This is a genomic window from Thauera sp. SWB20 (assembly GCF_000831325.1).
Taxonomy (GTDB): domain Bacteria; phylum Pseudomonadota; class Gammaproteobacteria; order Burkholderiales; family Rhodocyclaceae; genus Thauera; species Thauera aminoaromatica.
In genome coordinates, this window is the sequence record NZ_JTDM01000015.1 from 159,504 (window position 1) to 174,779 (window position 15,276).

General features: G+C 70.6%; 11 protein-coding genes. 7 read left to right on the forward strand and 4 right to left on the reverse strand.

Annotated features, from left to right (window positions below):
* Nucleotides 1-28: 28 nt before the first annotated feature.
* Nucleotides 29-2,563 (reverse strand): LPS-assembly protein LptD, encoded by a 2,535-nt coding sequence (locus PO78_RS06830; RefSeq protein WP_043742963.1) that lies wholly within the window; start codon nt 2,561-2,563, stop codon nt 29-31.
* Between the two features lie 102 nt (nt 2,564-2,665).
* On the opposite strand from PO78_RS06830, the gene PO78_RS06835 reads away from it, so the two are divergent.
* From PO78_RS06835 to PO78_RS06860, 6 genes are all read left to right on the forward strand, one after another.
* Nucleotides 2,666-3,706, forward strand: coding sequence for an aminoglycoside phosphotransferase family protein (locus PO78_RS06835; RefSeq protein WP_004308719.1), 1,041 nt, complete (start codon nt 2,666-2,668; stop codon nt 3,704-3,706).
* A 79-nt stretch (nt 3,707-3,785) separates the two neighbouring features.
* Nucleotides 3,786-4,472 carry an N-acetylmuramate alpha-1-phosphate uridylyltransferase MurU gene (murU, locus tag PO78_RS06840; RefSeq protein WP_043742868.1) on the forward strand — a complete coding sequence of 229 codons (687 nt, stop codon included), beginning with the start codon at nt 3,786-3,788 and terminating at the stop codon, nt 4,470-4,472.
* Nucleotides 4,469-7,054, forward strand: coding sequence for a bifunctional lysylphosphatidylglycerol flippase/synthetase MprF (gene mprF, locus PO78_RS06845; RefSeq protein WP_052484382.1), 2,586 nt, complete (start codon nt 4,469-4,471; stop codon nt 7,052-7,054). The genes murU and mprF overlap by 4 nt, the downstream gene beginning before the upstream one ends.
* A complete protein-coding gene (locus tag PO78_RS06850; protein WP_043742869.1) occupies nt 7,051-8,397 on the forward strand; it encodes a virulence factor family protein in 1,347 nt (448 codons plus the stop codon). Before mprF ends, PO78_RS06850 begins: the two co-directional genes overlap by 4 nt.
* A gap of 43 nt (nt 8,398-8,440) precedes the next feature.
* Nucleotides 8,441-9,784, forward strand: a complete 1,344-nt coding sequence (locus PO78_RS06855; protein WP_043742870.1) for an aminopeptidase P N-terminal domain-containing protein — start codon at nt 8,441-8,443, stop codon at nt 9,782-9,784.
* Complete coding sequence (locus tag PO78_RS06860) at nt 9,777-10,988, forward strand: FAD-dependent monooxygenase (RefSeq protein ID WP_043742871.1); 1,212 nt, start codon at nt 9,777-9,779, stop codon at nt 10,986-10,988. Before PO78_RS06855 ends, PO78_RS06860 begins: the two co-directional genes overlap by 8 nt.
* Before the next feature lie 241 nt (nt 10,989-11,229).
* On the opposite strand, the gene PO78_RS06865 is transcribed toward PO78_RS06860, so the two are convergent.
* From PO78_RS06865 to PO78_RS06875, 3 genes are read right to left on the reverse strand one after another with little or no spacing between them, the layout of a single operon-like run.
* Nucleotides 11,230-12,030 carry a MetQ/NlpA family ABC transporter substrate-binding protein gene (locus PO78_RS06865; RefSeq protein ID WP_043742872.1) on the reverse strand — a complete coding sequence of 267 codons (801 nt, stop codon included), beginning with the start codon at nt 12,028-12,030 and terminating at the stop codon, nt 11,230-11,232.
* Between the two features lie 23 nt (nt 12,031-12,053).
* A complete protein-coding gene (locus PO78_RS06870; RefSeq protein ID WP_004308713.1) occupies nt 12,054-12,713 on the reverse strand; it encodes a methionine ABC transporter permease in 660 nt (219 codons plus the stop codon).
* The gene (locus tag PO78_RS06875; protein WP_012585016.1) at nt 12,713-13,741 is read right to left on the reverse strand and encodes a methionine ABC transporter ATP-binding protein; all 1,029 of its coding nucleotides are present in this window, start codon (nt 13,739-13,741) and stop codon (nt 12,713-12,715) included. Before PO78_RS06875 ends, PO78_RS06870 begins: the two co-directional genes overlap by 1 nt.
* Before the next feature lie 148 nt (nt 13,742-13,889).
* Between PO78_RS06875 and PO78_RS06880 the strand changes: the two genes are divergently transcribed.
* Nucleotides 13,890-15,038 (forward strand): trans-sulfuration enzyme family protein, encoded by a 1,149-nt coding sequence (locus PO78_RS06880; protein WP_004308709.1) that lies wholly within the window; start codon nt 13,890-13,892, stop codon nt 15,036-15,038.
* The last annotated feature ends 238 nt before the right edge of the window (nt 15,039-15,276 follow it).

A 15,276-nucleotide genomic window follows, 5' to 3' on the forward strand; every position in this document is an offset into this window, starting at 1 on the left:
GTTTGGAGGTGGAAGCGCGGAACCGGCTTCAGTTGTTGCCGAACACGCGGTTGGCCGAGGAGTCGTTGATCTTGCCATAGCCGGGGACGCTGCGCTTGATCAGGCTGAGCGGATTCGAGCCGATCCCGGCGAGGTCGTTCAGTTCGAGCTGGATGAAGATGGCGTTGGTCACGTCGTCCTCGTCGATCGCGAAGCGATGCACCGCGGTGCGGAACACCCAGCAGCCGCCGTCGTACTCGATACCCGCGACCGCCTCGGTGATGCGGTCGTCCTTGAGCGAGTGGGTGACTCGACCGACGCCGTACCACTGGCGCGCGAGCGGCCACTGGCCGGAGACGTCGATGTCCTCGAGGCCGACGATGTCTTGATCGACACGCAGGTTGGGCGCGTAGCGGTAGCTCAGGTTGAGGGTGCGCGCGAAGCCGGGCTGGTAGCGCACGCTCGCGTTGAGGCGCTCGGTGCGGCTGGTCTCGGTGTTGTACTGGGCGTAGGAATCCACCGTCACCGTGCTGGTGATGCGTCCGCCGAGACCGGCGAGGATTTCGTTGCCGGTGCCGGCGCGGCGCAGTTCGTCCTCGTCGTACAGATAGACTTTCTGGTCGGAGAAGTAGTAGCGCTGGCCGATCAGCGCGCGCAGGCGCTCGACCCCGGTCTCCGCATCGATGAAGCGGGTGGTGAGCGCCGCGGTGAGGTCGTTGGCGTCGCCGATGCGGTCGCTGCCCGAGTAGCGGTTCTCGGCGAAGATCTGCGCGAAACCGACGTCGAAGCGGTTGGTGTCGAAGAGCGGGATGTCCGACTGCTCGCGGCTCGGCACGCGCAGGTAGAACAGCCGCGGCTCGAGCGTCTGCAGGTAGTCGCTGCCGAAATAGTTCGTCTCGCGCTCGAAGAACAGGCCGGAGTCGAGCGAGACGATCGGGACCGAGCGCGTGATCGATTCGGGCTTGCCGGAAGTCGCCGCGACCCGGTCGATGTCGTAGCTGGTGTAATGCACGCCCGCCTTGGGCGTGACGAACCAGGCCGCGCCCTGCATCGGCAACGACAGCTGCGGATAGGCGACGACGCGCGCGGCCTCGTCGCGATCCCTCTCGCGATGGGCGAAACGGACGAACTCGGTCTCGAGCAGGCCGGCCATGCCGCCGGCGAGGTCGGCGCGCACGGCGTCGAGGCGCAACTGCGGCAGGCGGCGGTAGGGCTCGACGTTGCGCACGTCCGGATCCGGGTTCAGCGTCTGGTAGCGCTGCGCCAGCGCGGAGGCGGTCCACCAGCCGCCCGCGTAGATCAGCCGCCCCTCGCGCAGCAGGTTGACCCGCGAGGCCACGCCGATGTTGGAGGACAGGTCCTCGAAGTAGCCGTCGTCGGACACCGCGTTGAGATCGAGCGTGCCGTAGAAGTTGGGGGCGAAGCGCTGCTGGTGCTGGATCGAGCCAAGCCTGCGCTCCTCGCCGGTCACCTTGTCGTTCGGCATCCACTCGAGGCGCGTGGTGCCCTGGGAGTCCTCGCCGAGATAGCGCAACTCGCCGCCGAACTGGACGCCGCGCCGGGTCATGATGCGCGGCGCCAGGGTCGCGTCGTAGTTGGGTGCGATATTCCAGTAGTACGGCTGGGTGAAGTCCACCCCGGTCTTGTTCGACGAGCCGAAGGTGGGCGGCAGCAGCCCCGACTGGCGCTGGCCGCTGAGCGGGAATTCGGCCCAGGGCATCCAGAAGATCGGCGTGTCCATGAACACGATCGAGCTGGCGTGGGCGGTGCCGACCTCGCGGTCGTAGTCGAGCTCGAGCTCGCGCGCCTTGATGTACCAGTCCGGGTCCTGCGGGCTGCAGGTGGTCCAGGTCGCGTTGGCGAGGCGGTACTGGTTCTCGCCCTCCAGGCGCAGCAGATCGGCCTGGCCGCTGCCGGCCACGGTGCGCGGGGCGTCGCCGGCGAGCGCGGGCGGACGCGCACGCGAGAGCTCGTAGGTCGGTGTCTCGAAGCTGCCGACACGGTCGCCCACCACCAGCGTGGCCTTCGGCCCGCGGATCGTGTCGCCACCGCGGCTCAGCACCACGTGCCCCTCGGCGAGCACCTCGTCGGTCGGCTCGCGATAGGTGACGCGGTCGGCGGTGAGCAGGGTGTCGTCGCGCTGCAGCTCGGCCTCGCCCTCGGCGACCAGCTCGATCCCGCGCTCGCCATGGATGCGCAGCGCGCTGACCGCGGTCTCGCCCGGGGCGAGCGCGGGTCGCTCGACGGCAGGGGCAGGCGCGGCGACCACCGGCGGCTTGGCGACGGCCGCGGGTGCCGGTGCGGGTGCCGGTGCGGGTGCCGGTGCGGGTGCCGGTGCGGGTGCGACGGCCGCGGGTGCGGAGACGGGCGCCGGGGTCGGAGCGGGCGCGGCCGGGAGTGGCGTGGCAGAGGCCGCCGCGGGGGAGGCCTGCACCGGCGTCGCGGGTCGCTCCGGCGTGGCCGGCGACGCCTGGCGCAGCAGCTCGGGCGCCACCCGAAGCGCGGGCATGGTTTGCGCGAATGCAGCGCCCGACAGGCCCAGCAGGAGCAGTGGAATCAGTCGAATGCGCGTATTCGGAAGCATGCGGATCAAGCCCTTGCCGTCGTTCGCGGTGCGCGACTGCCCACCCGAACCACCGTGTTGATAAACTCGCGGATTGTACACGAACCCCCGCGGAGATCCGGTTTGCATCGCCTCGAACAACTCCGGACCTGGCTCGCCAGTGTCCTGCCCGGCCAGTCCTTCGAACTCGCCCCGGCCTCGGCCGACGCCAGCTTCCGGCGCTACTTCCGCGCCACCTTCGCCGACGGCAGTCCCTCGCGCGTCGTCATGGACGCCCCGCCCGAGAAGGAGGACGTGCGCCCCTGGCTGCACGTCGCGGAGCTTTTCCGCGCCGCCGGCGCCCACGTGCCGGACGTGCTCGCGCACGATCTCGAGCAGGGCTTCCTGCTGCTCTCCGACCTCGGCTCGACGACCTACCTGCAAGCCCTGAAGACGCAGGACGATGCGCCGCAAGCCGTCCGAACCGCACATCACCTGTACGCCGACGCCCTCGGCGCGCTCGCCGCCATCCAGTGCGCCAGCCGCCCCGGCGTGCTGCCCGAGTACGACCGCGCCCTGCTGCTGCGCGAGCTGCAGCTCTTCCCCGAGTGGTACATCGCCCGCCACAAGGGCGTCGCGCTCACCGAGGCCGAGACGGCGATGCTGAACACGGCGTTCGAGCGCATCCTCGCGGTCAACCTCGCCGAGCCGCAGGTCTTCGTGCATCGCGACTACCACTCGCGCAACCTGATGCTGCTCGACCCCGCCGAAGGCCGCGGCGCCAACCCCGGGATCATCGACTTTCAGGACGCGGTCTACGGCCCGATCAGCTACGACCTGGTGTCGCTGTTCAAGGACGCCTACATCCGCTGGGACGAGGAGTTCATCCTCGACCTGCTGATCCGCTACTGGGAGACCGCGAAGAAGCTCGGCCTGCCGGTGCGGGCGGAGTTCTCCGACTTCCACCGCGACTTCGAGTGGATGGGCGTGCAGCGCCACATCAAGGTGCTCGGCATCTTCGCGCGCCTGTACCACCGCGACGGCAAGGACGGCTACCTCGCCGACATGCCGCTGGTCATGGATTACCTGCGCCGCGCATGCAAGCGCTGGCGCGACCTCGGCCCGCTGTTGAAGCTGCTCGACCGCCTCGAACCCGAGGAGACCCAGGTCGGCTACACCTTCTGAACGGCGCGCCGCGGCCCCAACGCGGCGCCAGCCTGCGCCTGCCCATGCTCCCTTCAGCCGAGACACCATGACCCGAGCGATGATCCTCGCCGCCGGTCGCGGCGAGCGCATGCGCCCGCTCACCGACCACACCCCGAAACCGCTGCTCGAGGCGGGCGGCAAGCCGCTGATCGTGTGGCACATCGAACGACTGCGCGCCGCCGGCTTCCGCGATCTCGTGATCAACCACGCCCACCTCGGCCACCGGCTCGAAGAAGCGCTCGGCGACGGCGCGGGTTTCGGCGTGCGTATCGCGTGGTCGCCGGAAGCCAGCGCGCTGGAAACCGCCGGCGGCATCCGCCACGCCCTGCCGCTGCTCGGTGACGCCCCCTTCGTCGTGGTCAATGGCGACGTGTTCTGTGACGCCGACTTCGCCGCCCTGCGCGTTGCCGCCGCGGACCTGCGCGCCGACGGCGCGCTCGCCCACCTGCTGCTGGTGGACAACCCCGCGCACCACCCCGAAGGTGACTTCCGCCTCGACCCGGACGGCCTGGTCCACGCCGACGGCCCGCCGCGGCTGACCTTCTCCGGCCTCGGCGCCTACCACCCCGCGCTGTTCACCGGCCTCGCCGACGACACCCCCGCCAAACTCGCCCCCCTGCTGCGCGCAGCGATGGCCGCACACAAGGTCACCGGCCGGCGCCACGGCGGACGCTGGATCGACGTCGGCACGCCGCAGCGCCTGGCCGAACTCGACCGCGAGCTCCAACACAAGAGGCCCTCTTGAACACCGATAAAGCCAAGCGCCTGATCGAGACCGTGCTCGATCAAGCCAGACGCATCCGCCCGGCCGTGGTCCCCGCCCTGGCCGTGCTCGTCCTCGCGCTCGCCTGGACGGCCGTCAGCCACCTCGTCGGCGAGGTGTCGTATGCCGAGGTCGAGGCGGCACTCGCCGCGACGCCGGACCGGGCGCTCGCCATCGCGCTCGGCTGCACCCTGCTCAGCTTCGTCGCCCTGATGGTGTACGACCTCGGCGCGCTCGACTTCATCGACCGCAAGGTCCCGCGCAACGTCGTCGCGCTGACCTCGTTCTGCGCCTACTCGGTGGGCAACACGGTCGGCTTCGGGCCGCTGACCGCCGGCGCGATCCGCTACCGCTTCTACACGCCCTACGGCCTGGAGCCCGACGAGGTCGCCCGCATCGTCGCCTTCGTCACCGCCGCCTTCGCGATCGGGCTGGCGGCGACGGCGGCCATCGGTCTGCTCGTCGCCGCCGATGAACTGGCCATGCTGTCGGTCGCGCCGTTCGTGCTGCAGCTGATCGGCGGCGGCATGCTGGCCGCCTTCGTGGCGCTCTGCCTGGCCGCTGGAGAGGGCAGGACGGTGAGCCTGTTCGGCTCTCCTGCACGCCTGCCCTCGTGGCGCCAGATGGTCCGCCAGCTGGTCGCGACCATCGTCGACATCGGCGCCTCGGCCACCGTGCTGTGGGTGCTGCTGCCCGCCGGCAGCATCGACCTGCCGGCCTTCGTCGCGATCTACACGGTCGCCGTCGGCCTCGGCGTGGTGAGCCACGTGCCGGCCGGCCTGGGGGTGTTCGAGACGGTGATCGTCGCCGCGCTGAACGGACGCCTGCCGATCGACCAGATCCTGAGCGCACTCATCCTCTACCGCGTGATCTACCACCTGGCGCCGCTGATCCTGGCGGTGCTGCTGATCACCGCGCTGGAGCTGCGCAAGGCGGCCCGGACGCCGCTGATGGCCGCGGCCCTGAAGGCCGGGCACCGCCTGGCGCCCCCCTTGATCGGCGCATTCACCCTGGTGCTCGGCGCAGTGCTGGTGTTCTCGGGGGTCACCCCGGCGAGCGAGGAGGCCCTGGACGTGCTGAGCGACGTGGTGCCGCTGCCGCTGCTCGAAGGCGCCCACTTCCTCGGCAGCGTGCTCGGCATGGCCTTGCTGATCATCGCGCGCGGGCTGGTGTACCGCCTCGACGGCGCCTGGTGGCTGGCCGTGATCGTCGTTCCGCTGTCGGCCATCTTGGCCTTCTTCAAGGGCCTGGCCCTCGGCGAGGCGCTGATGTTGACGGCCCTGTTCGCGGCCCTGCTCGCCTCGCGGCGCGCCTTCTCGCGCCACGCCTCGCTACTCCATCAGGCGATGGCGCCGGGCTGGCTCGCCGCGATGGGCGTGCTGCTGGTGACGGCGGTCGCGATCCTGCTGTTCGTCTACAAGGACGTGGATTACAGCCACTCGCTGTGGTGGCAGTTCGAGTTCTACAGCGAGGCACCGCGCAGCCTGCGGGCGCTGATCGGCATCACACTCACCGCCGGCCTGGGCGCATGGTGGACGCTGATGAAGCCGGTCGGGGTGCGCTCGGCCCTGCCGGATGAAGAAGCGCTCGAGCGCGCCCGCCGGATCGTCGCCGCCCAGGCCCACGTCGACGCGGGCCTGGTCGCCATGGGCGACAAGCGCCTGCTGTTTTCCGAGGATGGCCGCGCCTTCATCATGTACGCGATCCAGGGGCGTTCCTGGGTCGCCCTGTCCGATCCGATCGGCCCGCGCGAGACCTGGCCGGAGCTGGTGTGGAACTTCGCCGAACTGGCCCGTCATGCCGGCGGTCGTGCGGTCTTCTACCAGGTCGCCCCCGAATCGCTCGGCCTCTACGCGGATGCCGGCCTGATGGCGTTCAAGCTCGGCGAGGAGGCGCGCGTCCGACTCTCCGAGTTCGACCTCAAGGGCGGCAAGCGCGCCAGCCTGCGACAATCGCTCAACCGCGCCGAGCGCATGGGCCTGAGCTTCGAGATCCTTTCCGGACCGGCGCTGGACGCCTGCATGGACGAGCTCTCCGCACTCTCGGGTGCATGGCTCGCGCAGCACAAGGCGCGCGAGAAGCGCTTCTCGCTCGGCGCCTTCGACCCGGCCTACGTGCGCCGCCAGCCCGTCGCCCTGCTGCGCCAGGAAGGGCGCGTCGTGGCCTTCGCCAACGTGCTGCTCACCGACCTCAAGCAGGAGGCCACCGTCGACATGATGCGCTTTTCCGCCGACGCGCCCAACGGCGCGATGGAGGCGCTGCTGCTGCACCTGATCCTGCACTTCCAGCGCGAAGGCTACGAATGGTTCCTGCTCGGCATGGCACCGCTGTCCGGCCTGTCGGCGAGCGCGGCCGCGCCGATCTGGCACCGCGTCGGCAGGACGGTGTTCGAGCACGGCGAACGCTTCTACAACTTCAGCGGCCTGCGCGCCTTCAAGGCCAAGTTCCTGCCCGAGTGGCAGCCCCGCTACCTTGCGGTGGCGGGTGGCATCAACCCCATGCTCGCGCTGGCGGACATCACCGTGCTGATCAGCGGCGGGCTCAAGGGAGTGATCGGCAAATGAACCTGCCCCATCGATTCCTCGCGTCCCTCGCCCTGGCCGCCATGCTGTCCGCAGGCGCGCCGGGCACGTCCGCCGCGGATCCCGAGATGACGATCGGCGCGCCGCTGAAGATCCTCCCCGCCACGCCGCCCACCGGCGCCGTGGTGCTGTTCTCGGACGCGGACGGCTGGGACGGCCCCGAGCGCGGCGCGGCGGAGGCGCTGGCGAAGCAGGGCTTCGTGGTGATCGGCATCGACCTGGCAGGCGTGATGCGACGCATGCGGGCGCGCCACGACGACTGCAGCATCCTGATCGGCGAGATCGAGGCGGTCAGCCACGAACTCCAGCGCCAGACGGGCGCCCATGCCTACCATTTCCCGGTGCTGGCGGGGGTCGGCGAAGGCGGGACGATGGCGCTCGCGGTCGCCGACCAGGCTGCGGCCGCGACCCTCGCCGGAGCGGTCGCGGTCGACCCGCTGCCCGCAGCCGCACTGCGCCGGGCGCTATGCGGCCACGACGGCCGGCCGACCGACGGCACCGCAAGGCTGATGCCGCCGCCCCTGCCCTTCTCGGTGGAATTGATCGCCAGCACGGACGCGGGCCAGGCCACACACACGCTCGTCGCCCGGCTCGCGGCGGGGCGGCACGACGTGCAGGTCACCGACAGCCCCGAAAAGCCCGCCGCCGCGCTGCTGGCCGGAGTCGGTCGCGCCGGGCATCCACGCCAGGACGACGCGCTCGGCGACCTGCCGCTGGTCGAACTCCCCGCGCCCGGCCCGGGCACGGGCGCCTTCGCCATCCTCTACTCGGGCGACGGCGGCTGGCGGGACCTCGACAAGGACGTCGCCGCGCTGCTGCAACGCGAGGGCTTGCCGGTGGTAGGCGTGGACGTGCTGCGCTACTTCTGGTCGCAGCGCTCGCCCGAACAGGGCGCGCGCGATCTCGCCCGCATCATCGACGCCTACGCCAGGCGGTGGAAGGCCACGCGCGTCGTGCTGATCGGCTACTCCTTCGGCGCGGACGTCCTTCCCGCGCTCTACAACCGCCTGCCGGCCGACATGAAGGGTCGCGTCGTGCAGATCTCGCTGCTCGGGTTCGCAACCCGCGCGAGCTTCGAGGTCACGGTCTCCGAATGGCTCGGCCACGCGCGCGAGGACAGCGTGCCGACCCTGCCCGAAGCGCTGCGCATCGATCAGCGCCTGCTGCAGTGCTTCCAGGGCGACGAAGACGACGAGGCCGCCTGCACGGGCCTGGGCGCCGGGGCAGAGATCATCCGCACCAGCGGCGGACACCATTTCGACGGCGACTACGAAGCCCTCGCCCGCCGCATCCTGCACGGCGTGGAGCGGCGTTCGCCGCATTAGGCGCAAGCGGCCCGCAGCGTCGCCGCGTGACATAATTCCGCCCATGAACGCACCCGGCACCGCCCCCATGGACACCACTCCCTTCCGCGCCCGCCGCGCCCGCCTGCTGCAGCGCATGCAGACCGCCGGCGGCGGCGTCGCCATCCTGCCCACCGCCCCCGAGCGCGTGCGCAACCGCGACGCCCACTACGCCTACCGCCACGACAGCTACTTCTACTACCTCACCGCCTTCCGCGAACCCGAGGCCGTGGTCGTGCTGGTGGCGGGCAAGGAGGCGAAGCAGATCCTGTTCTGCCGCGAGAAGAACGAGGAACGCGAGATCTGGGACGGCTACCGCTGGGGCCCCGACGCGGCGCGCGCGGCCTTCGGCTTCGACGAGGCGTGGACCATCGGCGACCTCGAAAGGCGCCTCCCCGACTACCTCGCCGACCAGCCCCTGCTGTGGACCAGCCTCGGCTACGACAACGACTGGGACGCGCGCGTACTCGGCGCGCTCAACGCCGTGCGCGACAAGGCCCGCAGCGGCCTCACCCCGCCGCATTCCGTGCGCGACCTGCGCGCCGAACTCGACGAGATGCGCCTCGTCAAGGACGCTTCCGAGCTCGCCACGATGCGCCGCGCCGCCCGCATCTCGGCCGACGCCCACTGCCGCGCCATGCGCGCCACCCGCCCGCGGCGCTTCGAATACGAGATCGAGGCCGAGCTGCTGCACGCCTTCCGCGCCGCCGGCAGCCAGGCCCCCGCCTACACCAGCATCGTCGCCGGCGGCGCCAACGCCTGCGTGCTGCACTACGTCGACAACGACCAGATCCTGCGCGACGGCGACCTGTTGCTGATCGACGCCGGCTGCGAGCTCGACGGCTACGCCTCCGACATCACCCGGACCTTCCCGGTGAACGGCCGCTTCTCCGGCCCGCAGCGCGAGGTCTACGAGCTCGTGCTCGCCGCCCAGGCCGCCGCGCGCGAGGCCACCCGCCCCGGCGCGCACTGGAACCAGCCGCACGACGCCGCGGTGAAGGTGCTCGCCCAGGGCATGCTCGACCTCGGCCTCCTCCAGGGCAGCCTGGACGGCGTGCTCGAGAACGGCGACTATCGCCGCTTCTACATGCACCGCACCGGCCACTGGCTGGGCATGGACGTGCACGACGCCGGCGAATACAAGCTCGGCGGCGAGTGGCGGCCGCTGGTCGAAGGAATGGTGCTGACCATCGAGCCGGGCTGCTACATCCGTCCCGCCGACGACGTGCCCGAGGCCTTCTGGAACATCGGCATCCGCATCGAGGACGACGCGGTCGTCACCGCCGGCGGCTGCGAGCTGATCACCGGGGACGCGCCCAAGGCGGTCGCGGACATCGAGGCCTTGATGCGGGACCTCCGTCATGGCTGACAACGCTCCCGACCGCATCCATGACCTGCTGATCGTCGGCGCCGGCCCGGTCGGCCTGGCGTTGGCGCTCACCTTGAAGTACGCCGGCCTCGACATCGTGCTCGCCGACGCGCGCACGCGCGAGGCGGTGGCGCGCGACCCGCGCGACCTCGCGCTCGCCCACGGCACCCGGCTCACGCTGCAGCGACTGGGCGTGTGGAATGGGCTGCCGAGCACGGCGATCGAGCACATCCACATCTCGCACCAGGGCGGGCTCGGCCGCACCCTGATCGACGCCGCCGAGCACGAACTGCCCGCGCTCGGCTACGTCGCCTCGGCCGGCGCGCTCGCCGCGGCCCTGCGCAAGGCGGTCGATGCAGCGGGCATCCCGGTGTTCGACGAGACCGAGATCACCAACCTGGCCGCGGGCGAGGACGACGTGATCGCCAGCCTGGCCGGTGCCGGCCGGCCCGCCCCCACCCTGCGCGCCCGCCTGGCGGCCTGCGCCGAGGGTGGCCTGCGCGCGGGCGACCCCAACGTGGTCGAGCACGACTACGGCCAGCACGCGCTCATCGCCGACGTGCAGGTCGCGGGCGGACATCGCCACACCGCCTTCGAGCGCTTCACCCCGCAGGGCCCGGTGGCGCTGCTGCCCAAGGGCGAGGGCTACGCGCTGGTGCATGTCGCCCGCCCCGCGACGGCCGACGAACTGCTGGCGCTCGACGATGCCGCCTACCTCGCCCGCCTGCAGGCCCACATCGGCGGCCGCGCGCGCCTCACCGGCGTCGGTCCGCGCCTGCGCTACCCGCTCGTGCTGCGCTACCGGCGCTCGACCATCGCCCAGCGCACGGTGTGGCTCGGCAACGCCGCGCAGACCCTGCACCCGGTCGCCGGACAGGGCTTCAACCTCGCGCTGCGGGATGTGTGGGCGCTTGCCGACGCGCTGCTGCGCGCAAGCGAGGCGGCTCGACAGCGTTCCGACGACCCGGCTGCGAGCCTATTCGACGCCGGCGCCACTTCCATCCTCGCAGGCTATGCGAACGCCCGCGCCCTGGACCGCCTCGGCGCGATGCGTTTCACCGACACCCTGGTGCGGGTGTTCAGCAACGACTTCGCACCGCTGCGGCATGCGCGCGGCGCGGCGCTGTTCGCCCTCGACCTGATTCCACCGCTGCGCAACTTCGTCGCACGCCGCATGATGTTCGGGGCGCGCGCCTGGCCGTGATGCCGGGCGGCCGCAGCACCGCGGTTCACGCGCCGCCCGAATCGCGACTTGCGTCGCTCCTACGAGAACCACCGCAACTTGGCGCGCGGACAGATGTCGATCGTGGGAGCGACGCGAGTCGCGATCGTGGGAGCGACGCGAGTCGCGATTGCAGCCGCTGCGCGCCCGCCAACGCCGGTCGCATCCGGCACCGCCGGTCGCGACGCGCGTCGCTCCTGCAAGACCGCCGCGGCTCGACCGATCAGAACGCCGGCACCACCGCGCCCTGGTATTTGTCGGCGAGGAACTGCCTGACCTCGGGCGAGTTCAGCGCGGCGGCGAGCTTCTTGATCGCCGGGCTGGTCGCGTTGTCCTCGCGCGCCACCAGCAGGTTGGCGTAGGGCGAGGTGGCGTCCTCGATGAACAGCGAGTCCTTGACCGGGTTGAGCTTGGCCTCGATCGCGTAGTTGGTGTTGATCACCGCCAGGTCGACCTGGTTGAGCACGCGCGGCAGGGTCGCAGCCTCGAGCTCGCGGATCTTGAGCTTCTTCGGGTTGTCGGCGATGTCCTTCTGGGTGGCCGAGATGTTGTTCAGGTCCTTCAGCGTGATGAGGCCGTTCCTGGCCATCAGCAGCAGCGCGCGGCCCGAGTTGGACGGATCGTTCGGGATCGCCACCGTCGCGCCCTCGGGGATGGCGGCCACCGACTTGTGCTTGGCCGAGTAGGCGCCCAGCGGCTCGACGTGGACCTTGGCGACCACGGTCTGGATGTCGTTCTTCTGCTTCTGCTTGAACGCGTCGAGGTAGGGCTGGTGCAGGAAGAAGTTGCCGTCGACGCGCTTCTCGTTGGTCTGCATCGAGGGCTGGACGTAGTCGGTGAACACCTTGATCTCGAGTTCCACGCCCTCCTTGGCCAGCATCGGCTTGACGAACTCGAGGATCTCGGCGTGCGGCACCGGGGTGGCGGCGATGACCAGGCGGTCGGCGGCCACGGCGGCGGTGCCGGCGGCCAGGGTGAGCGTGCCGAGGGCGGCCGCCAGGAGTTTGCGCAGGGTAAACGACATCGTTGAAGTCTCCTTCGTGGGGATCACTTGCGGGTGAAATACAGCACCAGGCGGTCGCCCGAGTACTGGATGATCTGGACGAGCACGACCAGCAGGGCGACGGTGATCACCATCACCTCGGTCTGGAAGCGCTGATAGCCGAAACGGATCGCGAGGTCGCCGAGGCCGCCGCCGCCGATCACGCCGGACATCGCAGCATAGGACATCAAGGTGATCGCCGTCACGGTGACCGCGGCGATCAGCCCGGGCAGGGCCTCGGGCAGCAGCGCACCGAAGATGATGCGATGCGTGCGGATGCCCATCGCCTGGCAGGCCTCGATGACGCCGCGGTCGACCTCGCGCAGCACGTTCTCGACCAGGCGCGCGAAGAAGGGCGCGGTGCCCACCACCAGCGGCGGGATCGCGCCCTCGACCCCGAGCGAGGTGCCGATCAGGATCACCGTGACCGGGATCATCACGATCAAGAGGATCAGGAAGGGCACCGAGCGCAGCACGTTGACCACGAAGGACAGCACCGTATAGACGAAGCCCTGCTCCAGCAGCTGGCGCCTGGCGGTGACGAACAGCAGGATGCCCAGCGGCAGGCCGAGCAGGATGGTGAAGAGCAGCGACACCCCGGTCATGACCAGGGTCTCCCAGGTCGCGATCCAGATGTCGCTCCAGTCGATGACGGACAGGTCCATTACTGCAGCACCTCGTGGTGGATCTGGTGGCGGTCGAGCTCGGCGAACACCTCGCGGATGTCGTCCTCGCTGCCCTCGAGCTCGAGCAGCAGCTGGCCGAAAGGGACGTCCTTGATGCTCGAGACCTCGCCCTGCAGGATCGTGATCTGCACCTTCGCGCCCGCCATGATGCGGCTCAGGATGGGCTGGTAGGTGACGTCGCCGATGTAGGTCAGGCGCACCAGCGTGCCGCGCAGCTTGTCCTTCATGTAGGCGTGCGCCGGATCGAAGCTCGCCGCGGCGAGCGCGTCGCTCTGCGCCACCATGCTGCGCGTGACCGGATGCCGCGGGTGCAGGAAGACGTCGGCCACCCTGCCCGACTCGACGATGCGCCCGCCGTCGATCACCGCGACGCGGTCGCAGATGGTGCGGATGACCTGCATCTCGTGGGTGATCAGCACGATCGTGAGGCCGAGCTGGCGGTTGATGTCGAGCAGCAGGCGCAGGATGGACTGGGTGGTCTCGGGGTCGAGCGCCGAGGTCGCCTCGTCGCACAGCAGGATCTGCGGCCGGTTGGCGAGCGCGCGCGCGATGCCCACGCGCTGCTTCTGCCCGCCCGACAGTTGCGACGGATACTTGTGGCCCTGCTCGGACAGTCCGACCAGCGCGAGCAGCTCCTTCACCCTCACCGCACGCTCGGCGGCATTCGTGTGCCCGGTCGCCTTCAGGGGCCAGTCGATGTTGTCGGCGACGGTCTTGGCGCCGAGCAGGTTGAAGTGCTGGAAAATCATGCCGACGCGCCGACGCAGCGCGTACAGGCCCTCGCTGTCGAGCGTGGTGATGTCCTCGCCGTCGATCAGCACGCGCCCGGCCGAGGGGCGTTCGAGCAGGTTGAGGGTACGGATCAGCGTGCTCTTGCCCGCGCCCGAGCGGCCGATGATGCCGAACACTTCGCCGGCGCCGATCTCGAGCTCGATGTCGGCGAGCGCCTCCACCTCGCGGCCGTCGGCAGCACGGTAGGTCTTGCGCAGGTTTTCGATGCGGATCACGGGAGCTTTCCGGACTGGAAAAAAGCCTGAGATCTTACCCGCAGCCCGGACTCGACACCACTACGGGGAACTTGTAGGCTCGCCGCCACCCGGGCACCCGCCCTCCTGCTCATCCTCACCGCATCCCCCGCCCGAAGGACCGCGCATCATGCAGCACGACGCCAAGCTCTCCCCTGCCACCCTCGCCGCCCAGGGCACGGGCGCCACCCCGATGCCGCACCGCGACATCGTGCCGCCGATCCACCTGGCGACCACCTTCGAGCGCGCCGAGGATGGCAGCCTGCCCGGCGGGCGCATCTACGCGCGCGACGCCAGCCCGGCCTACGACCCCGCCGAGGCCCTGCTGTGCGAGCTGGAAGGCGGCGCTCGAGCGGCGCTGTTCGCCTCCGGCATGGCCGCGGCCTCGGCGGTGCTGCTGGCGCTGAAGCCGGGCGCGCGCATCGTCGCGCCGCACGACATGTACTGGTCGCTGCGCAACTGGATGATCGGCTTTGCCGCCAACTGGCAGATCGCGCTCGATTTCTACGCCGACGCCGCGGAGCTCGCCGCACTGCTGCAGCGCCCGGCCGACCTGGTGTGGGTGGAGACGCCCGCAAACCCGACCTGGGAAATCCTCGACATCGCGCGCGCCGCCGAACTCGCCCACGCCGCGGGCGCGCGCCTGGTGGTGGACTCCACCGTGCCGACCCCGGTCTTCACCCGGCCGCTGGCGCTCGGGGCCGACGTGGTGATGCACTCGGCGACCAAATATCTGAACGGCCACTCGGACGTGGTCGCCGGCGTTCTGGTGACGCGCGCCGAGGACGACTTCTGGGCGCGCATCAAGACCGCACGGGCCGCCGGCGGCGCGGTGCTCGGCCCGTTCGAAGCCTGGCTGCTCAACCGCGGCCTGCGCACGCTCTTTCCCCGCGTGCGCACCGCTGCCGCCTCGGCGCTGCGCATCGCGCAGCATTTCGAACATCACCCGGCGCTGCTCGCCGTGCTCTACCCCGGCCTGCCCTCGCACCGCGGTCACGACATCGCCTGCCGCCAGATGGAAGGCGGCTTTGGCGCCATGCTGTCGCTGCGCGTGAGAGGCGGCGAGGATGCCGCACGCCGGGTCGCCGGCGCGGTGAAGATCTTCCGCCGCGCGACCTCGCTCGGCTCGGTCGAGAGCCTGATCGAGCACCGCGGCCCGATCGAGGGTCCGGGCACGCGCTGCCCGCTCGACCTGCTGCGCCTCTCGGTGGGCATCGAAGATAGCGACGACCTGATCGCCGACCTCGAACAGGCGCTGCAGCAAGCAAACGAGCCCTGAAGCCCGAGCGGGTTTCGTCCGCAAGCCGCCCCCACGTTTGCGGTCGCGGGGCCGGGGTGGGGGTCGCCAACTTCACGAGCGCCGAGGCGGAGGTCGTCGCGGGGGAATCAAGGCGACGCATGTTTGAGGCGCGCAGCGCCGAGTTTGCGTCGCCGCCCCCGCGACGTCCTCCGCCGAGGGCAGCCCGCAGCGCAGCGAAGGGCCGCGAGGGCAGGCGGCGACCCCCACCCCGGCCCCG

Excerpts from the sequence above, each read along its gene's own strand:
- PO78_RS06830 (WP_043742963.1), bottom strand. The coding sequence starts at position 2,563 with ATGCTTCCGAATACGCGCATTCGACTGATTCCACTGCTCCTGCTGGGC.
- murU (WP_043742868.1), top strand. The coding sequence starts at position 3,786 with ATGATCCTCGCCGCCGGTCGCGGCGAGCGCATGCGCCCGCTCACCGAC.
- PO78_RS06850 (WP_043742869.1), top strand. The coding sequence starts at position 7,051 with ATGAACCTGCCCCATCGATTCCTCGCGTCCCTCGCCCTGGCCGCCATG.
- PO78_RS06855 (WP_043742870.1), top strand. The coding sequence starts at position 8,441 with ATGAACGCACCCGGCACCGCCCCCATGGACACCACTCCCTTCCGCGCC.
- PO78_RS06860 (WP_043742871.1), top strand. The coding sequence starts at position 9,777 with ATGGCTGACAACGCTCCCGACCGCATCCATGACCTGCTGATCGTCGGC.
- PO78_RS06865 (WP_043742872.1), bottom strand. The coding sequence starts at position 12,030 with ATGTCGTTTACCCTGCGCAAACTCCTGGCGGCCGCCCTCGGCACGCTC.
- PO78_RS06870 (WP_004308713.1), bottom strand. The coding sequence starts at position 12,713 with ATGGACCTGTCCGTCATCGACTGGAGCGACATCTGGATCGCGACCTGG.
- PO78_RS06880 (WP_004308709.1), top strand. The coding sequence starts at position 13,890 with ATGCAGCACGACGCCAAGCTCTCCCCTGCCACCCTCGCCGCCCAGGGC.